Genomic DNA, 19,757 nt, shown 5'->3' with positions numbered 1-19,757 from the left:
CTCAATGCCCTCCCCCGCCACCCGCGGCTTTCACCGGCGAAAAGAAAAAGGTGATCGGCACGAAACACAACGCAAAGATCGCCACCGCGCCGAACACGTCCAGATAGGCCAGGATCGTGGACTGCGAAATGTATTGCTTGTACATCAGCCCGGTCGCCGTGGTCATGGCCTGCTGCATGGTCTGCCCCATGTCCATCAACGTGTGCGTGAGACGTTGTATCGAATCGTTGTAGTTCGGGTTCAACGGCGTCATATGCACGGCCATGTGCGCCATGTTCGCCTGCGTGCGCTCGACAATCGCTGCGGTGGAGAGCGAAATCCCAATCGATCCCGCCACGTTGCGGAACATGGTGAACAACGCGGAAGCGTCCGCATTCTCCGATGCTTTCAGCGTCAGATAAGCCAGCGTGGTGATCGGCACGAACAGGAACGCGATGGCGATGGATTGCGAACTTCGCATCATGGTCAACGTCTTGAAGTCGATGTTCGGCACCAGGTGATGCGTATAAAACAACGCACACGCCATGAGGAAAAAACCGAAACCGACCAGGTAGCGGGTTTGTATGATCGGCATCAGCTTGCTCACCACAGGAATGATGGCCACGATCATCATCGCGCCCGGCGACAACACCAGCCCCGCGAGCGTCGCGGTATAACCCAGTTGCTGCTGGGCAAGCTGAGGCACAAGCACCGCACTTCCGTAAAGGATCGTTGCAAAACCCGCCATGCATACCGAACCCAGCGCAAAATTCCTGTCCTTGAATACTCGTAGATCGACCACCGGTTTCTTCGCGTAAAGCAACCAGAAGATCGCGCCGACTATGCCGATCGCCGACAGGATCGCGAAGGTCGTGATGAAACCCGACTTGAACCAGTCGTCGTCCTCGCCGCGATCGAGGAACACTTGCAGGCAGCCGAGACCCAGCGCAATCAATCCAATGCCGATGAAATCGAGCCCCAGTTCCTTGCGATCCTTTTTCCGCTCCCACGGCGGGTCTTCAACAAACTGCATCACGGCAATGGTCGTGATCACGCCGATCGGCACGTTGATCAAGAACACCCAGCGCCACGTGAGGTTGTCGGTGATCCAGCCGCCGAGCGTCGGCCCAATCACCGGCGCCACCACGATCGCCACGGCCGAGATCGAGAACGCCCGGCCGCGCTGCTCGGGCGGAAAGGTATCGAGGATGATGGACTGCTGGTTCGGTTGTAATCCACCACCGAAGAAGCCCTGCAAGACCCGGAATACGATCAGTTGCCACAGGTCGGTGGCCAGGCCGCACAGCAGCGAACAGACCGTGAACGCGCCGATGCAGATCAGGAAATATCGCTTACGTCCCAGCAGTTTCGAGAAAAAAGCGGAGATGGGAAGCACAATGCCGTTCGCGACAAGATACGCGGTCAGCGTCCAGGTGGCTTCGTCGTAACTCGCGGACATCGCGCCCGAAATGTGCGGCAACGCGACGTTCACAATGGTGGTGTCGAGCACTTCCATGAACGCCGCAAGCGTGACCACGACCGCAATCAGCCAGGGATTCGACTTCGGTTTCCAGCCGGAATGGTCGCTCATTTCAACATCACCTTCGGCACCACGGAAAGTCCGAGCGGCAGCGGCAGGTCAGGCTGCATCCCGCTATCGATCAGGATCTTCACCGGCACGCGCTGCACGATCTTCACGAAGTTTCCCGTCGCATTCTCAGCGGGGAAAGCCGAAAAACGCGAGCCACTGCCGAGCTGAATACTATCCACGTGACCGTGCAGTTTCAGATCAGGATATGCATCGACGGATACATCCACCGAATCACCCGGGCGCATGCGCTCGAGTTGCGACTCCTTGAAGTTGGCCGTGACCCAGACCGTGGTGGTCACGAGTGAAAAAATCGACGTGCCCGCCTGCAGGAAAGTACCGTACTGCACGTTGCGTTTGGTAACCCAGCCGTCCGCAGGCGCGCGCAGTTCCGTGTAAGACAGGTTCAACGCCGCCGCTTCCACCTGCGCCTCGGCCTGTTCAACCTGCTGCCGGCGTTCCTCTACCGTTGCCTGCGCCTGGCTGATTTGCTGGGGAACCAGGCTCGCGGTTTTCACCTGCGCCTGTGCCTGCGCGACGTTGGCCAGCGCGCTCTTTTGCTGAGCCGTCGCAGTGTCGATATTTTGCTGCGATGTCGCCCGGACATCGACGGCACGCTGCCGTTCGTAAGCCGCGCGGGTCTGCGCCAGGCTCGCTTGCGCGCTTTGTTCCTGAGCCTTCGCCTGAGTCAGTTGCGCTGGATATTGCACGCGGGCAATATCCAGTTGCACTTGAGCCGCGTTGAGTTGCGCCTTCGCCAGACCAAGTTGGGCATTCGCCTGGTCCAGTTGAGCCTGATAGTCGCGCGGATCGATCTTGATCAGCAGATCGCCCTTGTGAACGAACTTGTTGTCGCCGAGGTTCATGACCACGACGTAGCCCGAGACCTTCGGCGCGATTGTCACTGCGTCGCCGTCGGTGTACGCATCGTCGGTACTGACCTGATTCCGGGTCGCGAACCACCAGATCAAACCACCCAGGATCAGCAGCACCACAACGATCGCCAGGATGATCAGCGGCTTTTTGCCCGGGCCTTTCTTTTCCCCGTTGGACTTGTCGTTGGACTTGTCCTGGCCGCCGTTTTTATCGTTATCGCTTTTTTGCTCGCCGCGGTTTGAATCATCCCCGGCCTTGTCTTCGTTATGGTCAGGTCGTGCGTCTTGATCTGGCATCAGGCCCTCTCTCACTCATTGAAACGCGGAATGACACAAGTGTCTGGCCACTCCCCAGGTCGCAGGTCGACAGAATGGGAATCTCTTGCTGTTGAACTTTTTTCTTCTTTTCACGCGACGGTTCAGCGTAAGGGCAAGCCTTAAGCAAGCCACGTGCCGTCATTACTGAGTGACGGTTGAGCCGCTTTCAGTTTGTTTTCAGATGGTTATACCCGCGCCGGGGACATTCAATTCGGCCCAGGTTTCAAGGGTCTTTATTGTGTTGCCCCTGTTTTGGCGCGAAAGCCGTACGGCTTCCACGCCTTTTATGCTTGGCTGGACGCTCTGCCTCACTGCGCTTGTTTCAGGTAAATGGCCGCGTAAATGTGACATTGACAGCGCGTTCCTACCCGCGCTTTTTATCCGGCATCGGTGTTGCTTTCCTTCTCGAACTTCCAGCGCGGTGTTGCGTGTGGGCTCGAAAACTATCTCACCGCTTTTTCTTCGAAGGATTTCGTCATGCTGACCGACCAGGAAATCTCATCGCTTCAAGACGTCGCGCCGCGCCTTCTCAGTGAAGCTAAAACTGCTTCGCCCGATAACGCCAGCTTCATCTTCACCATGGAACTCGGAACGCATCTTCAACCCGGGCTGCGTATCCGCGCACCGAATTTTTCCATCGATTCCGCGCCGCCGTTTCCGCTGAATCTTTTCGTCGGCATCCCGATAGACGAACTGCGAACGCTCGCGCATGCAAGTCCCGCACAACGCGATCAACTCATCGCTCGCTTCGGCGCCACATTCTCGCCTCGCCTCCTGCGCGCGATCCAGCGCTTCGATGCGCATACCATCGACTATGACGCGGGCTGCCAAAGTGAGCCGGGACCGTCGACGGTGATCCTTGAAGAGCCGGTTTGAGCCGAGCCTTCGCGCCACGCTAAGCCACACTTTGTTACGCGAAACCCGGGCAGAGCTCGACAGGAATTGCTGTTTGGACATCAGTCGTCACGTTCGAACGTCGTTGTCATCCAGCCTCGCATCATCGGAAGAAGGCAAAAAAATGGCCGGTTTCCTCGCGGAAACCGGCCATTTTTTTTCGACTACGGTTCGCCTCTACTCCTGCGCTGCCATAGTCCTTCGATGCTGTTCCGTCAGCTTACGCTGCGGCGTCCTTCAACTTCTTCAACGCACGTGCCTTGATACGCACGCTCGCCGGCTTTGCATCGAACCAACGGTCTTCACCCGAGAACGGGTCCTTGCCGAAGCGCTTCTTCTTCGCCGGCACGACTTGCGCCGTAATCTTCAAGAGGCCCGACAGCGTGAACTCGCCTGCACCCTTCTTGTGAACCGCACCGAGGATGGTGTCCTCGAGTGCCGACAAGACGGCCTTCACTGCTTTCAGGTCGACAGTCGCACGGTCCGCCAGATGCGCGGCGAGCGATGCCTTCGTGAACGTGTCCTTGATCGGCGACAGCGTTGCCGTCGTCTTCACGGCCGCTTTCTTCGCCACAGTAGCCGGCGTCGATGCGGCCTTCTTGGCAGCTACCTTCTTGACGGGCGCTGCTGCAGTCTTCGTTGCAGCCTTGGGAGCAGCTTTGGTCGCAGCTTTCTTGGCGGCGGTTTTTGCGGAAGTCGGCATGTTTCTCCTACCTGTTGAGGTCAGTGTTTTTAGAATACGGTCGCGTGAATGCATCCGTATCAACGCCGGATTCTACAAGCGCCATTGAACTTCGTGCGAGTCTTTTTGTGTTTCTAAGCCTTTTTTTAAGGGGTTTTCGTTACAACCGTCTTTTTTAAGGCGACAAGGATAGCTGCGCGATCAACGGATAGTGATCCGATACCACCTGAGACAAGCGAACTTCGATGCACATCCACCCGTACAAGACGCTCGCCCGGATGCACCCAGATGCGGTCCAAAGCGAACAACGGATGGCAGGATCCGCAGGATCACGACGACGATCAAGCCGCGTTTTACCCCTCATTCGCTGAACTTGTTCACCTGCGCTCCCGCCACGCGCCGCACGATGTCGCGACCGGGACATTGGCCCATCAGATAGCTGACCGCAGCCGTAGCGAGCGTCCCGCGAGCGCATAAAAGCTGCCCCAGGCTGCGTCAAACACCAGACCCGTGGATGTAGTCAGCAGCGTGATCGCCACGGATATCACTGCGGTCAGCACGTAAGCTGGCATGATCGCGAGCGGCGCGAGCGCCAAGACATCAATACGTTGGGCCACTTGTGTGAGCGCTTTCGGATTGAGCGTATCGCCCAAGCTGCGTCCAATGCCAGGCCGCCGCAAAACCGACGATCGCCATCGCGAGCAATACAAACCCGCCAATCAAACGACGCGGCGTCTCGACCGGCACGAACTGTCCAACGCGTTCGTCCGGCTCGACCGGTTTCTCCGGATCGATCAACGCTTCGGGCGGCACAGGATCCCGCGCGACTTCACATACTCGAGCGCGTGAACCCTACCGTCTCCCCCGATATCGATCGGCTCGTCGTCGATCACCATCAATTTGCTGTGCACATTCACGCAACCCGTTTCAAGCCGCGGCACGCTCGGCAACATCAGGCGATACCGGTCGTGAGAAATCCGTGCAGCCGTGCGCGCTGCTTGCCTGCCGCGACAATGGCGAGATCGAGACCATCGGGCTTCTCAAGCGTCTCGCGCGCAAGCGGCCCGATGGCGCGCGCGGCGTCGCCCATCGAACATGGTATGGACATCGTGAAAGAGTTGATACGGTTGCCCGTTCACATCGCGGCGATGCGGATTCGCAACGGCATGCTCGGGCGTGTCCCGGTGCGAACACGTCAGATCGAGGCCGTGGACGAATGCAAGCTTGTCGTCGATCATCACCCTCTTCTGGTGATGCCCTCATTGGATGTTTGCCGTCCATCTGGAACGAGACCCGCCGGTGCGTCCGCCATCCCATCTTGCAGACCGGCAACCACTCGCGCCCGAACGCATGAAGCATCGCGCAATCCCACGCGAGCATGTCAATGCGCAGCCGTTTTTGGGTCGCCGCAACATCATGCAGGAAGTCGCCGAGCGCGTCGGCGTAACCATCGCCGGCACCTTTCGGCGTGAGTTGCATGCGGCTGTCGATACGATATCCCAGCCGAAGATGAACACCATGCATGATGGCCGCGTGATCGCCTTCGTAAGGATAGGAAAATAATCCGAGCCGTCGATCGGCGGGCTAAAACGATCAGCTTGCCGAACGCTGTCGCAATTGCAGCCCGGTTGAAAAACGCTTCAGTGCTCATGCGGCCACCGGGTTCGAACGGATCCTCGAAAGGATTTGTCGGCCGCAAAAAGCGCTGAACGTGAGATGGATCGTGTCGATCAAGTAAGAGTTCCTATGACAATTTTTTGCAAGCACAGTGCCCGATTGCGCGCTGTGCAAAACCTGCCGCACCGTACAGGAAATGATTCGATAATCTGTACCGGTACTGTACAGATCACATCTCATACACTGACGCCAGCGGACTACCGATTCCGACTCAGCTCTCGCCTTAGGGAAACATCAGGAAACATCAGGAAACACCATGCATCTCGACACTGCCGCCTTGCTTACAGCCCTCCCCGCCGCCGTGCTGTTCGCGCTCGTCACCACTATCACGCCCGGTCCGAACAACACCATGCTGCTTGCGTCGGGGGTGAACTTCGGATTGCGCCGCACGGTGCCGCATGTGCTTGGCATCAGCGTTGGCGTCGCCATTCTGATGGTGCTGGTCGGTCTCGGCGTGGGGCAGGCATTTGCGCGTTTCACCTGGGCTTACACGTTGCTTGAAACCTTAAGCGTGGCGTACCTGCTGTATCTCGCGTGGAAGATCGCAACCTCCGCGACCATGCAGGTTCGCGACGGCGAGCGTCGGCCCATGCGGTTTATCGAAGCAGCCGCGTTTCAATGGATCAACCCGAAGGCATGGATGATGGTGCTGACAGCCGCGACCACTATCCATTTGCATTCAAGCTTTTCGCTCAATGCCGTCTTCATGGCGGTGGTGTTCATCGTCGTCGGATTGCCGTGCATCACCCTGTGGGCCGCGTTCGGCACATCCATGCGGCGCCTGCTCACGCAACCGCGCTGGCTGCGCGCTTTCAACTGGACAATGGCTACGCTGCTCGTGTTGTCGTTGTATCCGATCGTCGAGCGTGCGTTGGCGTAATGGCATGGTTACGTGATAACGGACGTATTGAAGTAACCACGTAACCAGTGGTTCCGGCGTTGCACGCGCGGCGCGCCGATTTGGTGGTTCCGGGTTCAGATCCAGCCTATTTTTTCGTAGGCGGCGCATACTGGTTCATGCCTGCCGTCGCGCAAAATATGCAGCCTGATTGCAACTTTGGCCGTAAAAAGCGGCAAGAAATGCGCACACTCCGTTATCCCGGGGGATCGACAGGCATGTACGAAGCTTGCTGCCCGATCAACTCGCGCCGCTGTTGGCGCAGCTTTGAAATCTCCCAAGGAGTTACGCCATGTCTGGAGCAAACCGCCCGTCCGGTCCCGCAACACGCAAGTCCCTCGATCTCGCCGATCAAATTGAACGCGATGAACTCGAGAACCAACTGCCGGATGCGCTAAACCACGCCGACGATGACGACCTCGACGACGAACCCGACAACGGCAAGCCCCGCCGATAACATTTCTCCTCCATTCCCGCGCCGGTTGGCGCGTATTCCAAGGCCGCACTCGCGCAACGCAGTGCGGCTTTTTTGCGCGTGAGTCTTTTTGCGCCCTATTTTCCGGGGCAGAGGGTTCTGGGCACGGCGGTTGCTCTAAGTTCGGGCGTCGCGGGATACAGCGGCACACTGGCGGCACAGTTCAAGCAGTCAAGGCGGCGAAGGCGTCAAGCCAGCACGCAAACCAATCCGATAATCGACCCTTTGGAGGGCTTCATGCTTCGATACGCTGTCATCTTTTTCATCATCGCGATTATCGCGGCGTTTTTTGGCTTCGGCGGTATTGCGAGTGGTGCAACCGAAATTGCGAAGATCCTGTTCTTCATCTTCATCGTGATCTTCCTGGCAACGTTGTTGCTCGGCGTGTTCCGGAGATGAAGCAGCAGGCCGGCGTTTGATCGATTGATCCAATGCCCGAACGCTGGTTGCACAAGGCGAAAAAGCCTCGCTTGAATCTCGATTCTCGCGAGGCTTTTTCATTTGGCGGATCAGACGATCACAGGCAATCACGCTTTAGCGTTCGATCCACTTCTCGATAAACCCCCACAACGCGTCGTCGGTGGAATACGGCACGTTGAAGCGAAACCAGTTGCTCGCGGCATCACCCGGACGGAAGTACGAACCCGGCGCGAGCCAGATGCCGTCTTCCAGCGCCTGCGTAGCCAGGTCGCTCGCTTGTTCGGGTTCAACTGGTAACCGTGCCCACACGAACAAGCCTGCACGCGGCCGATGAAACAGCTCAAGCCCGAGCGCGTCCATCCGGTCCTCGACCTGCACGTGCGCGTCCTTGAGTTTTTCGGTGACGGATTCCACGTGACGCGCATAACGCCCTTCAGTCAGCACCTTCTCGACAATGCGTTCCGTCGCCGCCGATGAAGTCAGCCCCACCGCCATCTTTGTACGCGCCAGTTCACGCAGCACATCACGCTCGGCGACCACATACCCGCAGCGCAATCCCGGCGTGATCGTCTTCGAAAATCCGCCGACGTACAGCACGCGGTTCAAGCCTTCCATGGCGGCCAGAAGCGGCGCACCGGGCGGCGCGAGTTCGCGGTTCACATCGTCTTCCACCACCCACAGGCCATAGCGTTCCGCGATCTGCAACAGGCGAAACGCCGCCGCCATGCCGAAGGTCGCACCGGTCGGGTTCTGCAGCGTCGTGTTGAGAAAGATGGCCTTGGGACGATGCTCGATCACCAGTTGCTCAAGCACGTCGTTGTCGATTCCTGCCGGCGTGCGCGGCACGCCTCGCACGACGAGACCACCCAGTTGCAGGATCTGCAGCAGATTGCAGTAACCCGGATCTTCCACAATGACCGTATCGCCGGGACGTAGTAACGTGCGCACAATCAGGTCGAGTGCCTGCGTAGCCCCGGCGGTCAGCAACACGTTCGTAGCCGGGTCGGCGGGCAAACCATAGCGGTCCAGTTGCTCGGCAATCCGCTCGCGCAACGGCGCAAAACCGTACGGGTGCCCGTAGTCGGCCATGCGCGCCGCCGGCACGCGGCTGATCGAGCGCAACGCGTGATGCAGCCCGCTTTCATTGACCCATTCGTTGGGCAGCCAGCCGCAGCCGGCTTTGATCGGCACGGAATGATCGGCGAAGACATCGGACAGGAGCCAGGTCGCCGTGAGGCTCGGCGGTTGCCATGCCACGGCGCGCTTGTGAGCGGCCGGCGCTCGCGGCGCCACCCGATAACCCGAGCCGCGCCGCGCGATGACGAGGCCCATCGACACGAGACGTCCATACGCTTCCGTTACCGTGAAGGTGCTCAGCCGCTCGGCCTGCGCGAGCTGGCGCACCGAAGGCAGCAACGCGCCGGCGCGCAATGCCTGCTGCTCGATGGCGCCGGAAAACGCCCGCACCAGTTGTTCGACGAGCGTCGCCTGCGCGCGGTCACGGTCCAGCTGAAGTTCGATCATGAGTCGGCAGGAAGAGGATGATCAAGGGATGATCAAGGTTGACCGCCCAAAATGGATGACCAATACAGTTTGCACCATTTTGCCAGCACAGTTCTCTCCGCGACAGGACAACTGTCTATGCCGCGGGTTTTTATCGAGGACTACATTGCGTGTTCTAACAGGAGATTTCCCATGACTTCGCGCCCCGTCATCGACGACCTTTCGTCGTTCTGGATGCCTTTCACCTCCAACCGGCAGTTCAAAGCTGCACCGCGCCTGATCGAGGGCGCCAAGGGCATGTACTACCGCGCGACCGATGGCCGCGAGATTCTGGACGGCTGCGCCGGCCTGTGGTGCGTGAATGCAGGCCATTGCCGCGATGAAATCGTCGCCGCGATCCAGCAGCAAGCCGCCACGCTCGACTTCGCGCCGACCTTCCAGATGGGCCATCCGCTCGCGTTCGAAGCGGCCACGAAGGTGGCGGCGATCATGCCGGAAGGCCTCGACCGCATCTTCTTCACGAATTCCGGCTCCGAATCCGTCGATACCGCGCTGAAAATCGCCCTCGCCTATCACCGCGCACGCGGCGAAGGCCAGCGCACGAAGCTGATCGGCCGCGAGCGCGGGTATCACGGCGTGGGTTTCGGCGGCATCTCGGTCGGCGGCATTGGGCCGAACCGCAAGACGTTTTCAGGCGCGTTGCTGCCTGGCATCGACCATCTGCCGCACACGCACGCGCCTGAACACAACGCGTTCTCGAAGGGCCAGCCCGTGTGGGGCGCGCATCTCGCCGATGAACTCGAACGCATCGTCGCGCTGCACGATGCATCGACAATCGCTGCCGTGATCGTGGAACCGCTGGCGGGATCGACGGGGGTGCTCGTGCCGCCGCAGGGTTATCTGCAAAAGCTGCGTGAAATCTGCACGAAGCACGGCATCCTGCTGATTTTCGATGAGGTCATCACCGGCTTCGGCCGGCTTGGCAAAGCGACAGCGGCCGAATATTTCGGCGTGACGCCGGACCTGATGACGCTGGCAAAAGCTATCAACAACGCTGCCATTCCAATGGGCGCGGTGGCTGCGCATCGCAACGTGCATGACACCATCGTCAATGCGGGTGCGACGAACGGTATCGAGCTGTTCCACGGCTACACGTATTCGGCGCACCCCATGGCCGCCGCCGCCGCGATCGCCACGCTTGACCTGTACGCACGCGATCAATTGTTTGAACGGGCGGCATCGAAGGCACCGAAATTCGAAGCCGCCGCTCATGCGTTGCGCGACGCGCCTCACGTGAAGGACGTGCGCAATCTCGGCATGGTGGCCGGTATCGAACTGGAATCGCGCGATGGCGCGCCGGGCGCGCGGGCCTACGAAGCGTTCGTGAAATGCTTCGAGGCAGGCGTTCTGGTGCGCTACACAAGCGATATTCTTGCGTTCTCGCCACCGCTGATCATTGAAGATGACCAGATCGAGCAGATTTTCAGCACAGTTCGCAAGGTGCTCGAAACGGTGAAATAACGCGGTTTCGATAGCCGCATACGGTCATTGATCCATGCGACTGCCAGCAGGCATGCAAGCGTAAAGGCCGTTCTGGTTGATCCGGAACGGCCTTTCTTCGTGGAAGCGCCGCACGTGCGCGAACCACGCTCTAGCGCGCATGCCGCGCCGCGCCCGCCTTCGACGCCGCCTTGCGGCGCGTCTGCCAGCCCTTCTTGGCGGAAGCCGAGCGGTCAGTCGCGGAACGCCGACTTGCGCTCGCATGCGTCTGCTTCGACAGCGACTTGTGCGAAGCGGCCTTGGTGCCCTCACGTTGGAGAACGCGCGTGGACGTCGCGGAACGTTTCGACTTCGATTCCGTGCTCGCGCTGCGTTGGGTCTTGTGCTGACCGGCGTGGGTGTCCTTCGCGGCTTTCTTGCGAGTGGCAGCAGACGCGGCGCCCTTCTTCGGCGCTTTCACGCCCACCCCCGACCTGCGCGCCTCCGATAACCCGATCGCGATCGCCTGCTTCGCGGATTTCGCACCGTGCTTGCCTTCGCGCACGTGATCGATCTGTTCCTTCACGAACGCGCCAGCCTGCGTGCTGGACGATTTCCCCGCACGTTTGGCCGCGTGGGCACGTTCGATGGTTTTCTTCTCAGGCATGATCACACTCCTTTGAGAGAACGTCGTTGAATTACCAGTAACGAGCGCAGCAACGCGCGTGCCATATCGTGCGGTTGGGAGGTTGAAGCCTAAGCGGTTTTCTCAACACATCGCTCATCAATGCCCAGTTGTTCTTTGAGCCCGGCCCATCCTTTCGGCGTCATCTGCAAGGCCCGGGAATTTTTCAAGCGGCGTAGCCACCCCTTCGCGCAAAGCTGCGTCATGAACGCGCCGCCCAACGGCCCGGCCAAATGATGCCGCCGCTCGGTCCAGTCGAGGCATTGCCGCGCGAGCCCGCGCCGGGTGCCGGCAATCGGTTTTTTCGCCGGTCTCATTACCCCGATGGCCACGCGTTCGCTCATGGATACCGTCGATAAAAACCGCGCCGGGATTGCGGCCGGCGTGCTGAACTCGGCGCGGCAGACAGGCGCGGCGCCGGGTGTCGCGGTTTTCGGCGCGATGCTCACAACGCCGGATCAGTTTGAGCGGGGCATGCATGCGGCGATGGCAATGGCTGCGGCCGTGTCGCTGACAGCGGCGCTGGCCTGGTGGTTTGCATCGAAAGTGATGGCGCGGGAGCGGTTTAGCCGGGCTGTTTAGAGGTTGGTGGTGTTGGCGCTTGAGAGATTCGGCCGGCCGCTGGTGCCCTTGCCGCGCGGATTCACGCGCGCTAGTGGACGGAGAATGCCGTCGGCGGCAAAATCAAGGTGCCGGACCTTCGCTGCAAACGAAAAATCCTGGCCGCCATGGCGAACTCAGCACAGCACTCCGTCGGTGTGAACCCCTCCTTCAATCATGCCCAAATCATCCCGCACTGTGACACCCATCGACTTCAACGCGCCGTCCGAACAGGTCGCGCGCCGCCTGATCGGCGCGATCTTCACCGTCGATGGCGTCGGCGGCAGAATCGTCGAGACAGAAGCCTACGATCGCGAAGATCCGGCCTCGCATAGCTTCTCCGGGCCCACCCCGCGCAACGCTGTCATGTTCGGCCCGGCTGCCCATGCATATGTGTATCGCTCATATGGAATTCATTGGTGCCTGAACTTCGTTTGCCGCGAGGAAGGCCACGGCGCAGGGGTATTGATCCGCGCGATCGAACCACTCACCGGTCTCGATGCCATGCGTCAACGGCGCGGCCTCGAACCATCAAGGCTCTTGTGCTCGGGACCAGGACGCGTCGCGCAAGCATTGGGCATCACGCACGGCAATAACGGCATGTCGCTGCTCGAAGCGCCGTTTCTTATCGAAGCGCCGGAGGAGGAATATCCGCTCGCGACCGGACCGCGCATCGGCATCACCAAGGCAATGGACGTGCCCTGGCGTTTCGGGCTCGCCGGATCGAAATTTCTCAGCAAGCCGTTCCCGAAAGTCTGATCAAAAAAATTTGATCAGGGTTCCGAATTAGTTTCAACTCTCCATCAATTGAGCCAGCGCTTTGAGTTGCACACCATCGGGGTCGGCGAGATCGTAGAGAATGGAAAAGTGGTCTGCTCCAGGCACCGGCACGTAAGTCACACGCTCGCCCGCCTCAGCGGATGCGTGGGCATAGTCATGCGAATGGCGAATGAGTTCGGGCAGTTCCGCGTCGCCGACGGAGACGACCATCGGTGTTCCGTGAGCGATGTGCCGCATCGGGCTGAAGCGCGTGATTTCCTCCGCCGATAACCCGAGCTTGTCGTTCAGCCGGCCTGCGCTGATGGGTTCGAGATCGAAGAGGCCGCTAACGGGCAGTGCGTATTTGACCGCCGGATGATGACGATGCATTGCCGTGAGATGACCGCCCGCGGAATGGCCGCCGAGTATGAGTGTCGTGTGGCCTTGCTCGACGAGGAAGTCGAGTAATCGTCCGATCTCGCCGGCAATTTGCGTCATCGGAGCGGTGGGCGCCAGCGTGTATTCCGCTACGACCACGTTCATGCCACGGGCAAGCGGTCCCTGCGCGACGAAGGCGCAGAGCTCTTTATCGCAGCTTTGCCAGTAACCGCCGTGGACAAAAACGAAAGTCGGCACGGAGGATTGTTTGGCGCTCGACACCGGGAAAAAGTCGAAGCGCTCGCGACGGGCGGGTCCGTACCTGACGTCGAGTTCCCCGGGATGCGATGCGTAGAAGGCTGCGCTGCGGGTCTCAAAATCGGCGGGGGGATCGCCATTGCTGTAGGCAGCGTCGAGGGTCGCGCGGTCCATGGTGCGCCACGGGGATTGCATGTGGTTTATCTCCTGGAAAAGTGCTGGGCGTAAGGAGAGTTTACAGGTTGCGAGGGGTTCTCAGTTTCTATCGTTGCGCGCAAAGCAATGCGTCGGATGCAACTTGAAATTTTGCCGGGTCACAGCCCCAGACAAACTGCCCCTGCCGCGACGATCACGCACGCGATCCAGCGCTTTCCACTTACCTCTTCCCGCAGAAACACCCGCCCGATCAGCACCGCGAACACCACGCTGGTCTCGCGCAACGCCGATACCGCGCCCATCGCGCCCGACTGCAACGCCCAGATCACGATGCCATACGCCGCGATCGACACCAGGCCGCCGACAAGCGATGAGCCGATCGCCATTGGCGCCGCGCGTACCGGTGTCCACAGCGCCGCGAGCCCACGCATCGCGACGAACAGCAACGGCATCAGCCAATAGAACAGGAACATCCACGCGGTATAAGCGAGCGCCTGGCCGCCGGATAACCGCACGCCGATGCCGTCGATCACGGTATAGAGCGCGATCGTCGCGCCGGTCGTCAGCGCGGCCACCACACCCGCGCGCGACACGTGACGTCCCTGCAGCGCGAGCGCGATGATGCCGCCCGATATCATCGCGATGCCGAGCGCGTGCAAGGGGCCGATCGCCTCATGTGCGAAGAGCGCCGCGCCGATCGTGACAAGCAGCGGCGACGAACCGCGCGCGATCGGATACGCCTGCGCCAGATCGCCGCGTCGATACGACCGCACGAGGCTCACGTTGTAGACGATATGCACGAGCCCCGATGCGACGATATACGGCCAGGCTGCATCAGCCGGCCACGGCGTGAACAGGACCACAAGCGTTGCGACCGCCGCGATGGCGATGCTCATCCAAGTCATGGACAGGAACCGGTCGCGGTTACCGTGCAGCATCGCGTTCCAGCTCGCGTGAAGCAGGGCGGCAAAGAGGACGAGACCGCCGGTAAAACTGAGCATGCGGCTCCGGGCCGGAAAGAGTAAGAGAGATTGGGCTTCGGGGGCACAAGCACCGTCAAGCACCGCGAAGTGTCAGCGGACTCGAAGATGCCTTTCCGTGTCCGCTTGCTGGCTTATGGTTGCCAACGCCAGAATCGGCGCCGCTATGAGCAGGATATCTATCTTATGACGGGCTAACAAACCAGATAAATTGGCTGTTCGAGTTAGATAAACTATCTCGAATGAAATAGGGAGTGCCTTGGCTCATGCATTGCACGCCTTCGAGACGGCGGCCCAGCCCGGCCAAGAAATGCTTGGCGCAAGTCGTTCGAGCGCAACTGCGAACGCTTCGGGCGCGCAGCTATAATCGTGGTCGAACTTGGCTAGGGAAGTTTTATTCGTGAAAAAGATCGTTGTTTTTGCGCTCGTTGCGCTTGTGCTCACTGCTTGCTCGTCCCCCGAAAAACAGGCGGCGCAAGCCCAGCAATTCCTCCACAACGAAGCCGGCCTTACCGACGCTCAACGCAATGCGGCTGTCGATTGCGAACCGGCGAACTGCGACGCCGCCTGGGCGCTCACCAAACGCTACATCGAGCAGCATTCCGATACGCCTGTGACGCGCGCGGACGCGGTCGCAATCGACACCGATGTGCCTTCGGGTTCGGGCAAGGCCAGCTTTTCGGCAACTCGTGCTGCGAAAGGTGCGAGCACGACGCTAACCCTCTTTGCGCAGTGCCGCGGCATGTATGGCCCGGACAGCGCGAAAGGGTCGGACTATGACAAGTGCGCCGAAAAGATCCTCAAGACCCAGAATGGATACGCGGCGTTTCTCAGGGCACACGCGTCGGGTCAGTAATTGCCTTAAGTGCCTCGGGCCGCAACCACCTGGTGGCCCGCACTTGTCGACTGGCTAACACGCTCGGCTTGTTCATGAGTGAAGCGCGTCAATCAGACGCGCCGTTGTATGGCACGTTCTCGCCGAGTTGAGCATGGATCAAAAACAGTTCGTTGCTATTTTTTCGTGGATAGCCTTGATACGGTTCATGCTAGGTCTCGCCATCATTGCTTACGCCGTTAAAGCCTTAGTCGATGCGCTGGTATACGGACATGCCGAATTCTGCATTGGATCAAAATACCACTCGATCTGTAACACGGTGACGGCAGCACAATACCCAGAATTGCACTGGCAAATCCAGATGGATTGGTTAAATCTCGCGTTCGGATTCGCACTTCTACTGGTTGGTTGGTTCCTTCCGCGGACTGCTCACAAACGCTGACAGAAGCCAGCGGTTAAGGAACGGTCACGAACTCTACGAGATCGGACGTCTGTTTCGCGGAAAATTGGAAGTCCAATTCGGGTTCGGTGGTTGAGTGCCCGGCCACTCTATATAAGCCCGCGCACGACAACCAGCCTGAGCGTTTATCCCGCTATCGCTGATACCGCGCATCGGGCAACCATCGCCGATGGAACGGCTCTTGCGCCGCTTTGCATGTCACTCACTCAAGGAGGGCGACATGACGGACAAGCAGACAGACACCAACTACGCAGGCCGATCGCAAGAAGAACGCCGGGCGCAACGCAAGGGCGAAAAGCAGCGCGCGCAGGAACAACCCGGCGGTCATCTTGCGCAGGAAGGGACAGAACCGGATAAGCATCACAGTTCGGGCAAGCTGTCGGAGGAAGGGAAAAAGGTCTGGCAGACCGGCTCGGGAATCGATGGCGGCGGGAAAACTTGATTACCCGCCTGACTAACCCAGGCATACCCGACATCCCACCGGGGTCTTCCATGCGGTAAAACGTGGAACAATGAGGACTTCACGACTTTGCACCCTGCATCTGGAGCCCTCGATGAGCGCCACGCGAAACTCCCCTAACGCATCTTCGGACATCCACGATCAAACGGATCACGCCGATCGTCCGAGCCGCGAAGAAGCCGAAGCCGCCGTTCGCGTTCTGATCCGCTGGGCCGGGGACAACCCTGCCCGCGAAGGACTCGTTGATACTCCTTCGCGCGTCATCCGCTCTTACGAAGAGTTCTTCGCGGGTTATTCGCAGAATCCTCGCGAGATACTCGCCCGCACCTTTTCGGAGGTTCAGGGTTACGACGAGATGATCGTCCTCAAGGACATCCGCTTCGAAAGTTACTGCGAACATCACATGGTGCCGATCATTGGCCGGGCGCACGTGGCGTATTTGCCGCGTGAGCGAGTGGTCGGTATTTCGAAGCTGGCGCGGCTGGTCGATGCCTTCGCGAAGCGTCTGCAGATCCAGGAAAAGATGACGGCGCAGATTGCCGACACGCTGGAAGAAGTCCTGCAACCGCTAGGCGTTGGCGTCATCCTGGAAGCCACGCATCAATGCATGTCCACGCGCGGTGTGCATAAAGCGGGTGCGTCGATGGTGACATCGCGGATGCTGGGCACTTTCCGCGACGACCCTTCCACGCGCCGCGAATTCCTTTCCATCGTCGGACATCCGAGCGCGTTCAGCGTATCGAACAGCTAAAAAGCTCGCTGAGGCTCATGTAACGTTCACGCGCCGCGGCCATCGTCCGGCGCGTCGCCCGCACCGCCTTCGCGGACCTTGCCTTGCGAGACGTTGCTGCCCGGCGGCACGCTATGCGTAAGCCACACGTTCCCGCCGATCACCGAACCGCGGCCAATGGTCACACGTCCGAGAATGGTCGCCCCGGCATAGATCACCACGTCATCTTCCACTACCGGATGGCGCGCGTTGCCCTTCACCAGCACGCCGTCGTTGCCCGCCGGAAAACTCTTTGCGCCCAGCGTCACTGCCTGATACACCCGCACGTGCTGGCCGATCACCGCCGTCTCGCCGATCACCACGCCCGTCCCGTGATCGATGAAAAAACTTGGCCCGATGGTCGCGCCCGGATGGATGTCGATCCCCGTAGCTGAGTGCGCGATCTCGTTGATAAAGCGCGCGAGCAAGGGCACGCCGAGCTTATGCAAAGCATGCGCCAGACGATGATGCGTCATGGCCCAGATGCCGGGATAGCAAAGCAGGATCTCCGTGATGTGCTGCGCGGCGGGGTCGCCCGCGAACGCGGCCTGGATATCGCTTACCAGCAGCGCCCGGATGGCCGGCAACTGCGTGCCGAATTCACGCGCCAGTCCGAACGCGTGCGCGCCGAGTTCGGCATCGCTCAGGTCGTGGTTCTCCGGCAGGAAACGCAAGGCACGGCGGATCTGTTCGGAGAGCAGGCGCAAGGTGCTCTCAAGCGTGTGGCCGACGTAATAGTCCACGCTTTCGGCGGTCAGGTCGGCGGCGCCGTAATGGGTGGGAAACAGCGCCGAGCGCAGCCCGTTGACGATCTTCACGATCGCTTCACGCGACGGCAATTCGCGGATTCCAAGCGGATGGCGCGTGCGATGCAATTGCTCGCGCGATGCCCGCAAGTCGGCCACGATCTTGTCGAGGCCCCATTCGTGGGAGGGCAATTGATCTTCTACGGAAACAGTCTTGGGCATGTCGGGAGCTTGGGCGGATGACGCCGCGTTGAACGGCACGATCTGAACGATGCCCCGAGATTAACCGTTTTTCTGCAAGACTGCCGCCTGTTCGCGAAACCCGTTCGGGCGCGCGCTCAGGACTTGGGGTCGACCTTCACGTGGCTGGCATCGATCCATCGGACCGCCCAGTCGCGGGCATGTGCAATGGCTTCGTCGGCGTTGCCAAAGCGCAGGTCGGCGGGGAAAAAACGATTGGCCACGAGTTCACCGTCGCTCGATCGCGAGATGACCACGTAGGGTTGGAAACAACCGTCGCCCTGACGTGCCGGTGCACAATTGAGTAAGTAGCCGCGATGTGAAAATGCCGCGTCAAATTGCATGAGTCACCCTGATTTTAAGTGCCCCGCTGGATTCGCGATGGTCGTCTCCCGCTCGCTTGAAACGCGCGAATCCGGCAAGCGGCACGGGGCCGTCCGGTGGCGCACGCAGGCCTGGCGAACAACAAATCATACTCTTGAGAAAACTCTCGTTGGGTTGAAAAAAATCAATTTGGCTTAGAACATTTACTGCTGTTTTATCCCGTGGTTTATTCCAATGCGGGGTTGACCCGACTCCGTCATCCGGAATGCTTCTTGCGTGATGTCTCTTTGTTAACCTGAACCAGGCGGAGCGAACCATGAACAACGCACAGAACAACGAATCGCAGGACAAGCAAACGCAGCGCGCGGCGGACAGCCCGCTGAAGAAGCCTGAAACTGAAACCGCCAAGGCCAAACCCGGCGATGTGGCGGCAGCAGCGCAGGGACGCGAAGCCGGGCTCGGGCAAGCGGGTGGCGGCACATCTGATTTATCGCTGGAACATGCCGGGCCGGTCGGCAAGACCAACATCGAACATCAGGCAATGGATGTTCTCAACGACGGCACGCTGGACGATACCGTCGATGCCGACGGAAAAAATCGCGACGCCTCGCGCGACGAAGCCATGCTTGAGTACAACCCCAACGCATATGTCGGCGTGGATGCAACGCTAGTGAATTCGCGCTTTGAACAAGGTGACGGCCTTGGCGGTTTCGACAGCCGTCCGGCGCGCAACGGGCTGGCGCTCGCATTAGAGGAAGGCTTCAGTGTGGTGGATAAGGGCATGGTCGCGCCCGACGTGGAAGAGGTGGAGCGGCAGTATGAATTCGTTGAGCGCGATCCCCACGGTTACAACTTGCGAGGCCGCAAGCATTTCGCGATCAACCACGTCAGGCCATCGCGCCTGATCGAGATCCAGCGGCGCGAGGAATAACTCGGCGCGGTTTGTGAAAGGAAAGGACCGGAAGCAGCTAGTCAATGCGGCTTCCGGTCCTTTCCTGTCTTGGAGATTTTCCCTTATTTCTTTTCGCGCTTGCCCTTCTCGTCGTCGGATTCAATCCGTGTCACGCCGCCCGTCGAGGGTGGATCGCTGGCGGGAAAGGTATCTTCCACGGCGCGATCGACGTCCTCCTCCTCTCGATGCGAATGCGGGTGCTGTTCCTTCGGTTTCGTCGTGGTCATGCCGGACTCCTGGTCGGTGGACTGTGTAAAGCCTGCCATCGGATGCAGCATCGTTGCAATGTCGTGGCGTCGTGTCGCTGTTTTCTGCGTTGTTTTGCCCTGTAGTCCCGATAAACCCGCGAAAAGAGCGGCGGCCTTTC

Annotated in this window: 26 protein-coding genes and 1 pseudogene; 13 read left to right on the top strand and 14 right to left on the bottom strand. The window is 59.8% G+C overall.

The window, feature by feature from the left end; genetic code table 11:
* Position 1: 1 nt before the first annotated feature.
* Together HB376_RS23640 and HB376_RS23635 are read right to left on the bottom strand one after the other, a co-directional pair.
* Positions 2-1,570 carry a DHA2 family efflux MFS transporter permease subunit gene (locus HB376_RS23640; RefSeq protein WP_213766097.1) on the bottom strand — a complete coding sequence of 523 codons (1,569 nt, stop codon included), beginning with the start codon at positions 1,568-1,570 and terminating at the stop codon, positions 2-4.
* On the bottom strand, positions 1,567-2,739 hold the full coding sequence (locus HB376_RS23635) for an HlyD family secretion protein (RefSeq protein WP_213766096.1): 1,173 nt from the start codon (positions 2,737-2,739) through the stop codon (positions 1,567-1,569). The genes HB376_RS23640 and HB376_RS23635 overlap by 4 nt, the downstream gene beginning before the upstream one ends.
* A 498-nt stretch (positions 2,740-3,237) precedes the next feature.
* Here HB376_RS23635 and HB376_RS23630 point away from each other — a divergent pair, with 498 nt between their 5' ends.
* On the top strand, positions 3,238-3,636 hold the full coding sequence (locus tag HB376_RS23630; protein WP_213766095.1) for a hypothetical protein: 399 nt from the start codon (positions 3,238-3,240) through the stop codon (positions 3,634-3,636).
* Positions 3,637-3,874: 238 nt separating this feature from the next.
* Here HB376_RS23630 and HB376_RS23625 read toward each other — a convergent pair whose 3' ends face one another.
* The 4 genes and pseudogenes from HB376_RS23625 to HB376_RS23615 form a co-directional block, all read right to left on the bottom strand.
* The gene (locus tag HB376_RS23625; RefSeq protein ID WP_213766094.1) at positions 3,875-4,357 is read right to left on the bottom strand and encodes an HU family DNA-binding protein; all 483 of its coding nucleotides are present in this window, start codon (positions 4,355-4,357) and stop codon (positions 3,875-3,877) included.
* Positions 4,358-4,511: 154 nt separating this feature from the next.
* Positions 4,512-4,647 (bottom strand): annotated as a pseudogene (locus HB376_RS41175) (endonuclease); the annotation flags it as partial.
* 120 nt (positions 4,648-4,767) lie between these two features.
* A complete protein-coding gene (locus HB376_RS23620) occupies positions 4,768-4,989 on the bottom strand; it encodes a hypothetical protein (RefSeq protein WP_213766093.1) in 222 nt (73 codons plus the stop codon).
* A gap of 299 nt (positions 4,990-5,288) precedes the next feature.
* On the bottom strand, positions 5,289-5,444 hold the full coding sequence (locus HB376_RS23615; RefSeq protein WP_213766092.1) for a hypothetical protein: 156 nt from the start codon (positions 5,442-5,444) through the stop codon (positions 5,289-5,291).
* 242 nt (positions 5,445-5,686) lie between these two features.
* On the opposite strand from HB376_RS23615, the gene HB376_RS23610 reads away from it, so the two are divergent.
* From HB376_RS23610 to HB376_RS23595, 4 genes are all read left to right on the top strand, one after another.
* Positions 5,687-5,899: a hypothetical protein gene (locus HB376_RS23610; RefSeq protein WP_213766091.1), complete on the top strand. Its 213-nt coding sequence runs from the start codon at positions 5,687-5,689 to the stop codon at positions 5,897-5,899.
* Between the two features lie 370 nt (positions 5,900-6,269).
* A complete protein-coding gene (locus HB376_RS23605; RefSeq protein ID WP_213766090.1) occupies positions 6,270-6,893 on the top strand; it encodes a LysE family translocator in 624 nt (207 codons plus the stop codon).
* Positions 6,894-7,203: 310 nt separating this feature from the next.
* Positions 7,204-7,368 (top strand): hypothetical protein, encoded by a 165-nt coding sequence (locus HB376_RS23600; protein WP_213766089.1) that lies wholly within the window; start codon positions 7,204-7,206, stop codon positions 7,366-7,368.
* A 255-nt stretch (positions 7,369-7,623) separates the two neighbouring features.
* Positions 7,624-7,785 (top strand): DUF1328 family protein, encoded by a 162-nt coding sequence (locus HB376_RS23595; protein ID WP_031363615.1) that lies wholly within the window; start codon positions 7,624-7,626, stop codon positions 7,783-7,785.
* Positions 7,786-7,920: 135 nt separating this feature from the next.
* Here HB376_RS23595 and HB376_RS23590 read toward each other — a convergent pair whose 3' ends face one another.
* Positions 7,921-9,330: a PLP-dependent aminotransferase family protein gene (locus HB376_RS23590; protein ID WP_213766088.1), complete on the bottom strand. Its 1,410-nt coding sequence runs from the start codon at positions 9,328-9,330 to the stop codon at positions 7,921-7,923.
* 171 nt (positions 9,331-9,501) lie between these two features.
* Here HB376_RS23590 and HB376_RS23585 point away from each other — a divergent pair, with 171 nt between their 5' ends.
* A complete protein-coding gene (locus HB376_RS23585; RefSeq protein ID WP_213766087.1) occupies positions 9,502-10,830 on the top strand; it encodes an aspartate aminotransferase family protein in 1,329 nt (442 codons plus the stop codon).
* 130 nt (positions 10,831-10,960) lie between these two features.
* Here the strand turns inward: HB376_RS23585 and HB376_RS23580 are convergent, their stop codons facing one another.
* Positions 10,961-11,455: a DUF6496 domain-containing protein gene (locus tag HB376_RS23580; RefSeq protein WP_213766086.1), complete on the bottom strand. Its 495-nt coding sequence runs from the start codon at positions 11,453-11,455 to the stop codon at positions 10,961-10,963.
* An 89-nt stretch (positions 11,456-11,544) separates the two neighbouring features.
* On the bottom strand, positions 11,545-11,817 hold the full coding sequence (locus HB376_RS23575; protein WP_218627356.1) for an ArsR family transcriptional regulator: 273 nt from the start codon (positions 11,815-11,817) through the stop codon (positions 11,545-11,547).
* On the opposite strand from HB376_RS23575, the gene HB376_RS23570 reads away from it, so the two are divergent.
* Positions 11,816-12,055 (top strand): hypothetical protein, encoded by a 240-nt coding sequence (locus tag HB376_RS23570; RefSeq protein WP_213766085.1) that lies wholly within the window; start codon positions 11,816-11,818, stop codon positions 12,053-12,055. The two genes, HB376_RS23575 and HB376_RS23570, sit on opposite strands and share 2 nt — an antisense overlap.
* Before the next feature lie 195 nt (positions 12,056-12,250).
* Positions 12,251-12,832 (top strand): DNA-3-methyladenine glycosylase, encoded by a 582-nt coding sequence (locus HB376_RS23565; RefSeq protein ID WP_213766084.1) that lies wholly within the window; start codon positions 12,251-12,253, stop codon positions 12,830-12,832.
* A gap of 33 nt (positions 12,833-12,865) precedes the next feature.
* Here the strand turns inward: HB376_RS23565 and HB376_RS23560 are convergent, their stop codons facing one another.
* A complete protein-coding gene (locus HB376_RS23560; RefSeq protein WP_213766083.1) occupies positions 12,866-13,663 on the bottom strand; it encodes an alpha/beta hydrolase in 798 nt (265 codons plus the stop codon).
* 119 nt (positions 13,664-13,782) lie between these two features.
* Positions 13,783-14,625, bottom strand: coding sequence for a DMT family transporter (locus HB376_RS23555; protein ID WP_213766082.1), 843 nt, complete (start codon positions 14,623-14,625; stop codon positions 13,783-13,785).
* Between the two features lie 379 nt (positions 14,626-15,004).
* Between HB376_RS23555 and HB376_RS23550 the strand changes: the two genes are divergently transcribed.
* The 4 genes from HB376_RS23550 (at position 15,005) to folE (ending at position 17,110) form a co-directional block, all read left to right on the top strand.
* Complete coding sequence (locus HB376_RS23550) at positions 15,005-15,460, top strand: hypothetical protein (RefSeq protein WP_213766081.1); 456 nt, start codon at positions 15,005-15,007, stop codon at positions 15,458-15,460.
* A gap of 133 nt (positions 15,461-15,593) precedes the next feature.
* Complete coding sequence (locus HB376_RS23545) at positions 15,594-15,881, top strand: hypothetical protein (protein ID WP_213766080.1); 288 nt, start codon at positions 15,594-15,596, stop codon at positions 15,879-15,881.
* Positions 15,882-16,119: 238 nt separating this feature from the next.
* Positions 16,120-16,341 carry a hypothetical protein gene (locus HB376_RS23540; protein WP_213766079.1) on the top strand — a complete coding sequence of 74 codons (222 nt, stop codon included), beginning with the start codon at positions 16,120-16,122 and terminating at the stop codon, positions 16,339-16,341.
* A gap of 112 nt (positions 16,342-16,453) precedes the next feature.
* The gene (gene folE / locus HB376_RS23535) at positions 16,454-17,110 is read left to right on the top strand and encodes a GTP cyclohydrolase I FolE (RefSeq protein ID WP_213766078.1); all 657 of its coding nucleotides are present in this window, start codon (positions 16,454-16,456) and stop codon (positions 17,108-17,110) included.
* A 26-nt stretch (positions 17,111-17,136) separates the two neighbouring features.
* Here folE and epsC read toward each other — a convergent pair whose 3' ends face one another.
* Positions 17,137-18,096, bottom strand: coding sequence for a serine O-acetyltransferase EpsC (gene epsC, locus HB376_RS23530; RefSeq protein ID WP_213766077.1), 960 nt, complete (start codon positions 18,094-18,096; stop codon positions 17,137-17,139).
* Positions 18,097-18,212: 116 nt separating this feature from the next.
* On the bottom strand, positions 18,213-18,458 hold the full coding sequence (locus HB376_RS23525; RefSeq protein ID WP_213766076.1) for a hypothetical protein: 246 nt from the start codon (positions 18,456-18,458) through the stop codon (positions 18,213-18,215).
* Between the two features lie 296 nt (positions 18,459-18,754).
* Between HB376_RS23525 and HB376_RS23520 the strand changes: the two genes are divergently transcribed.
* Positions 18,755-19,369, top strand: coding sequence for a DUF3005 domain-containing protein (locus tag HB376_RS23520; protein ID WP_213766075.1), 615 nt, complete (start codon positions 18,755-18,757; stop codon positions 19,367-19,369).
* A gap of 83 nt (positions 19,370-19,452) precedes the next feature.
* Here HB376_RS23520 and HB376_RS23515 read toward each other — a convergent pair whose 3' ends face one another.
* Entirely contained in the window at positions 19,453-19,617 is a 165-nt protein-coding gene (locus HB376_RS23515; RefSeq protein ID WP_213766074.1) for a hypothetical protein, read from the bottom strand.
* Positions 19,618-19,757 lie beyond the last annotated feature (140 nt).

Origin of the sequence: Caballeronia sp. dw_19 (assembly GCF_018449515.1) — a bacterium.
GTDB lineage: Bacteria > Pseudomonadota > Gammaproteobacteria > Burkholderiales > Burkholderiaceae > Caballeronia.
Note: the sequence above shows the minus strand (reverse complement) of the source record. Positions and strands in the feature narration are given on the sequence as shown.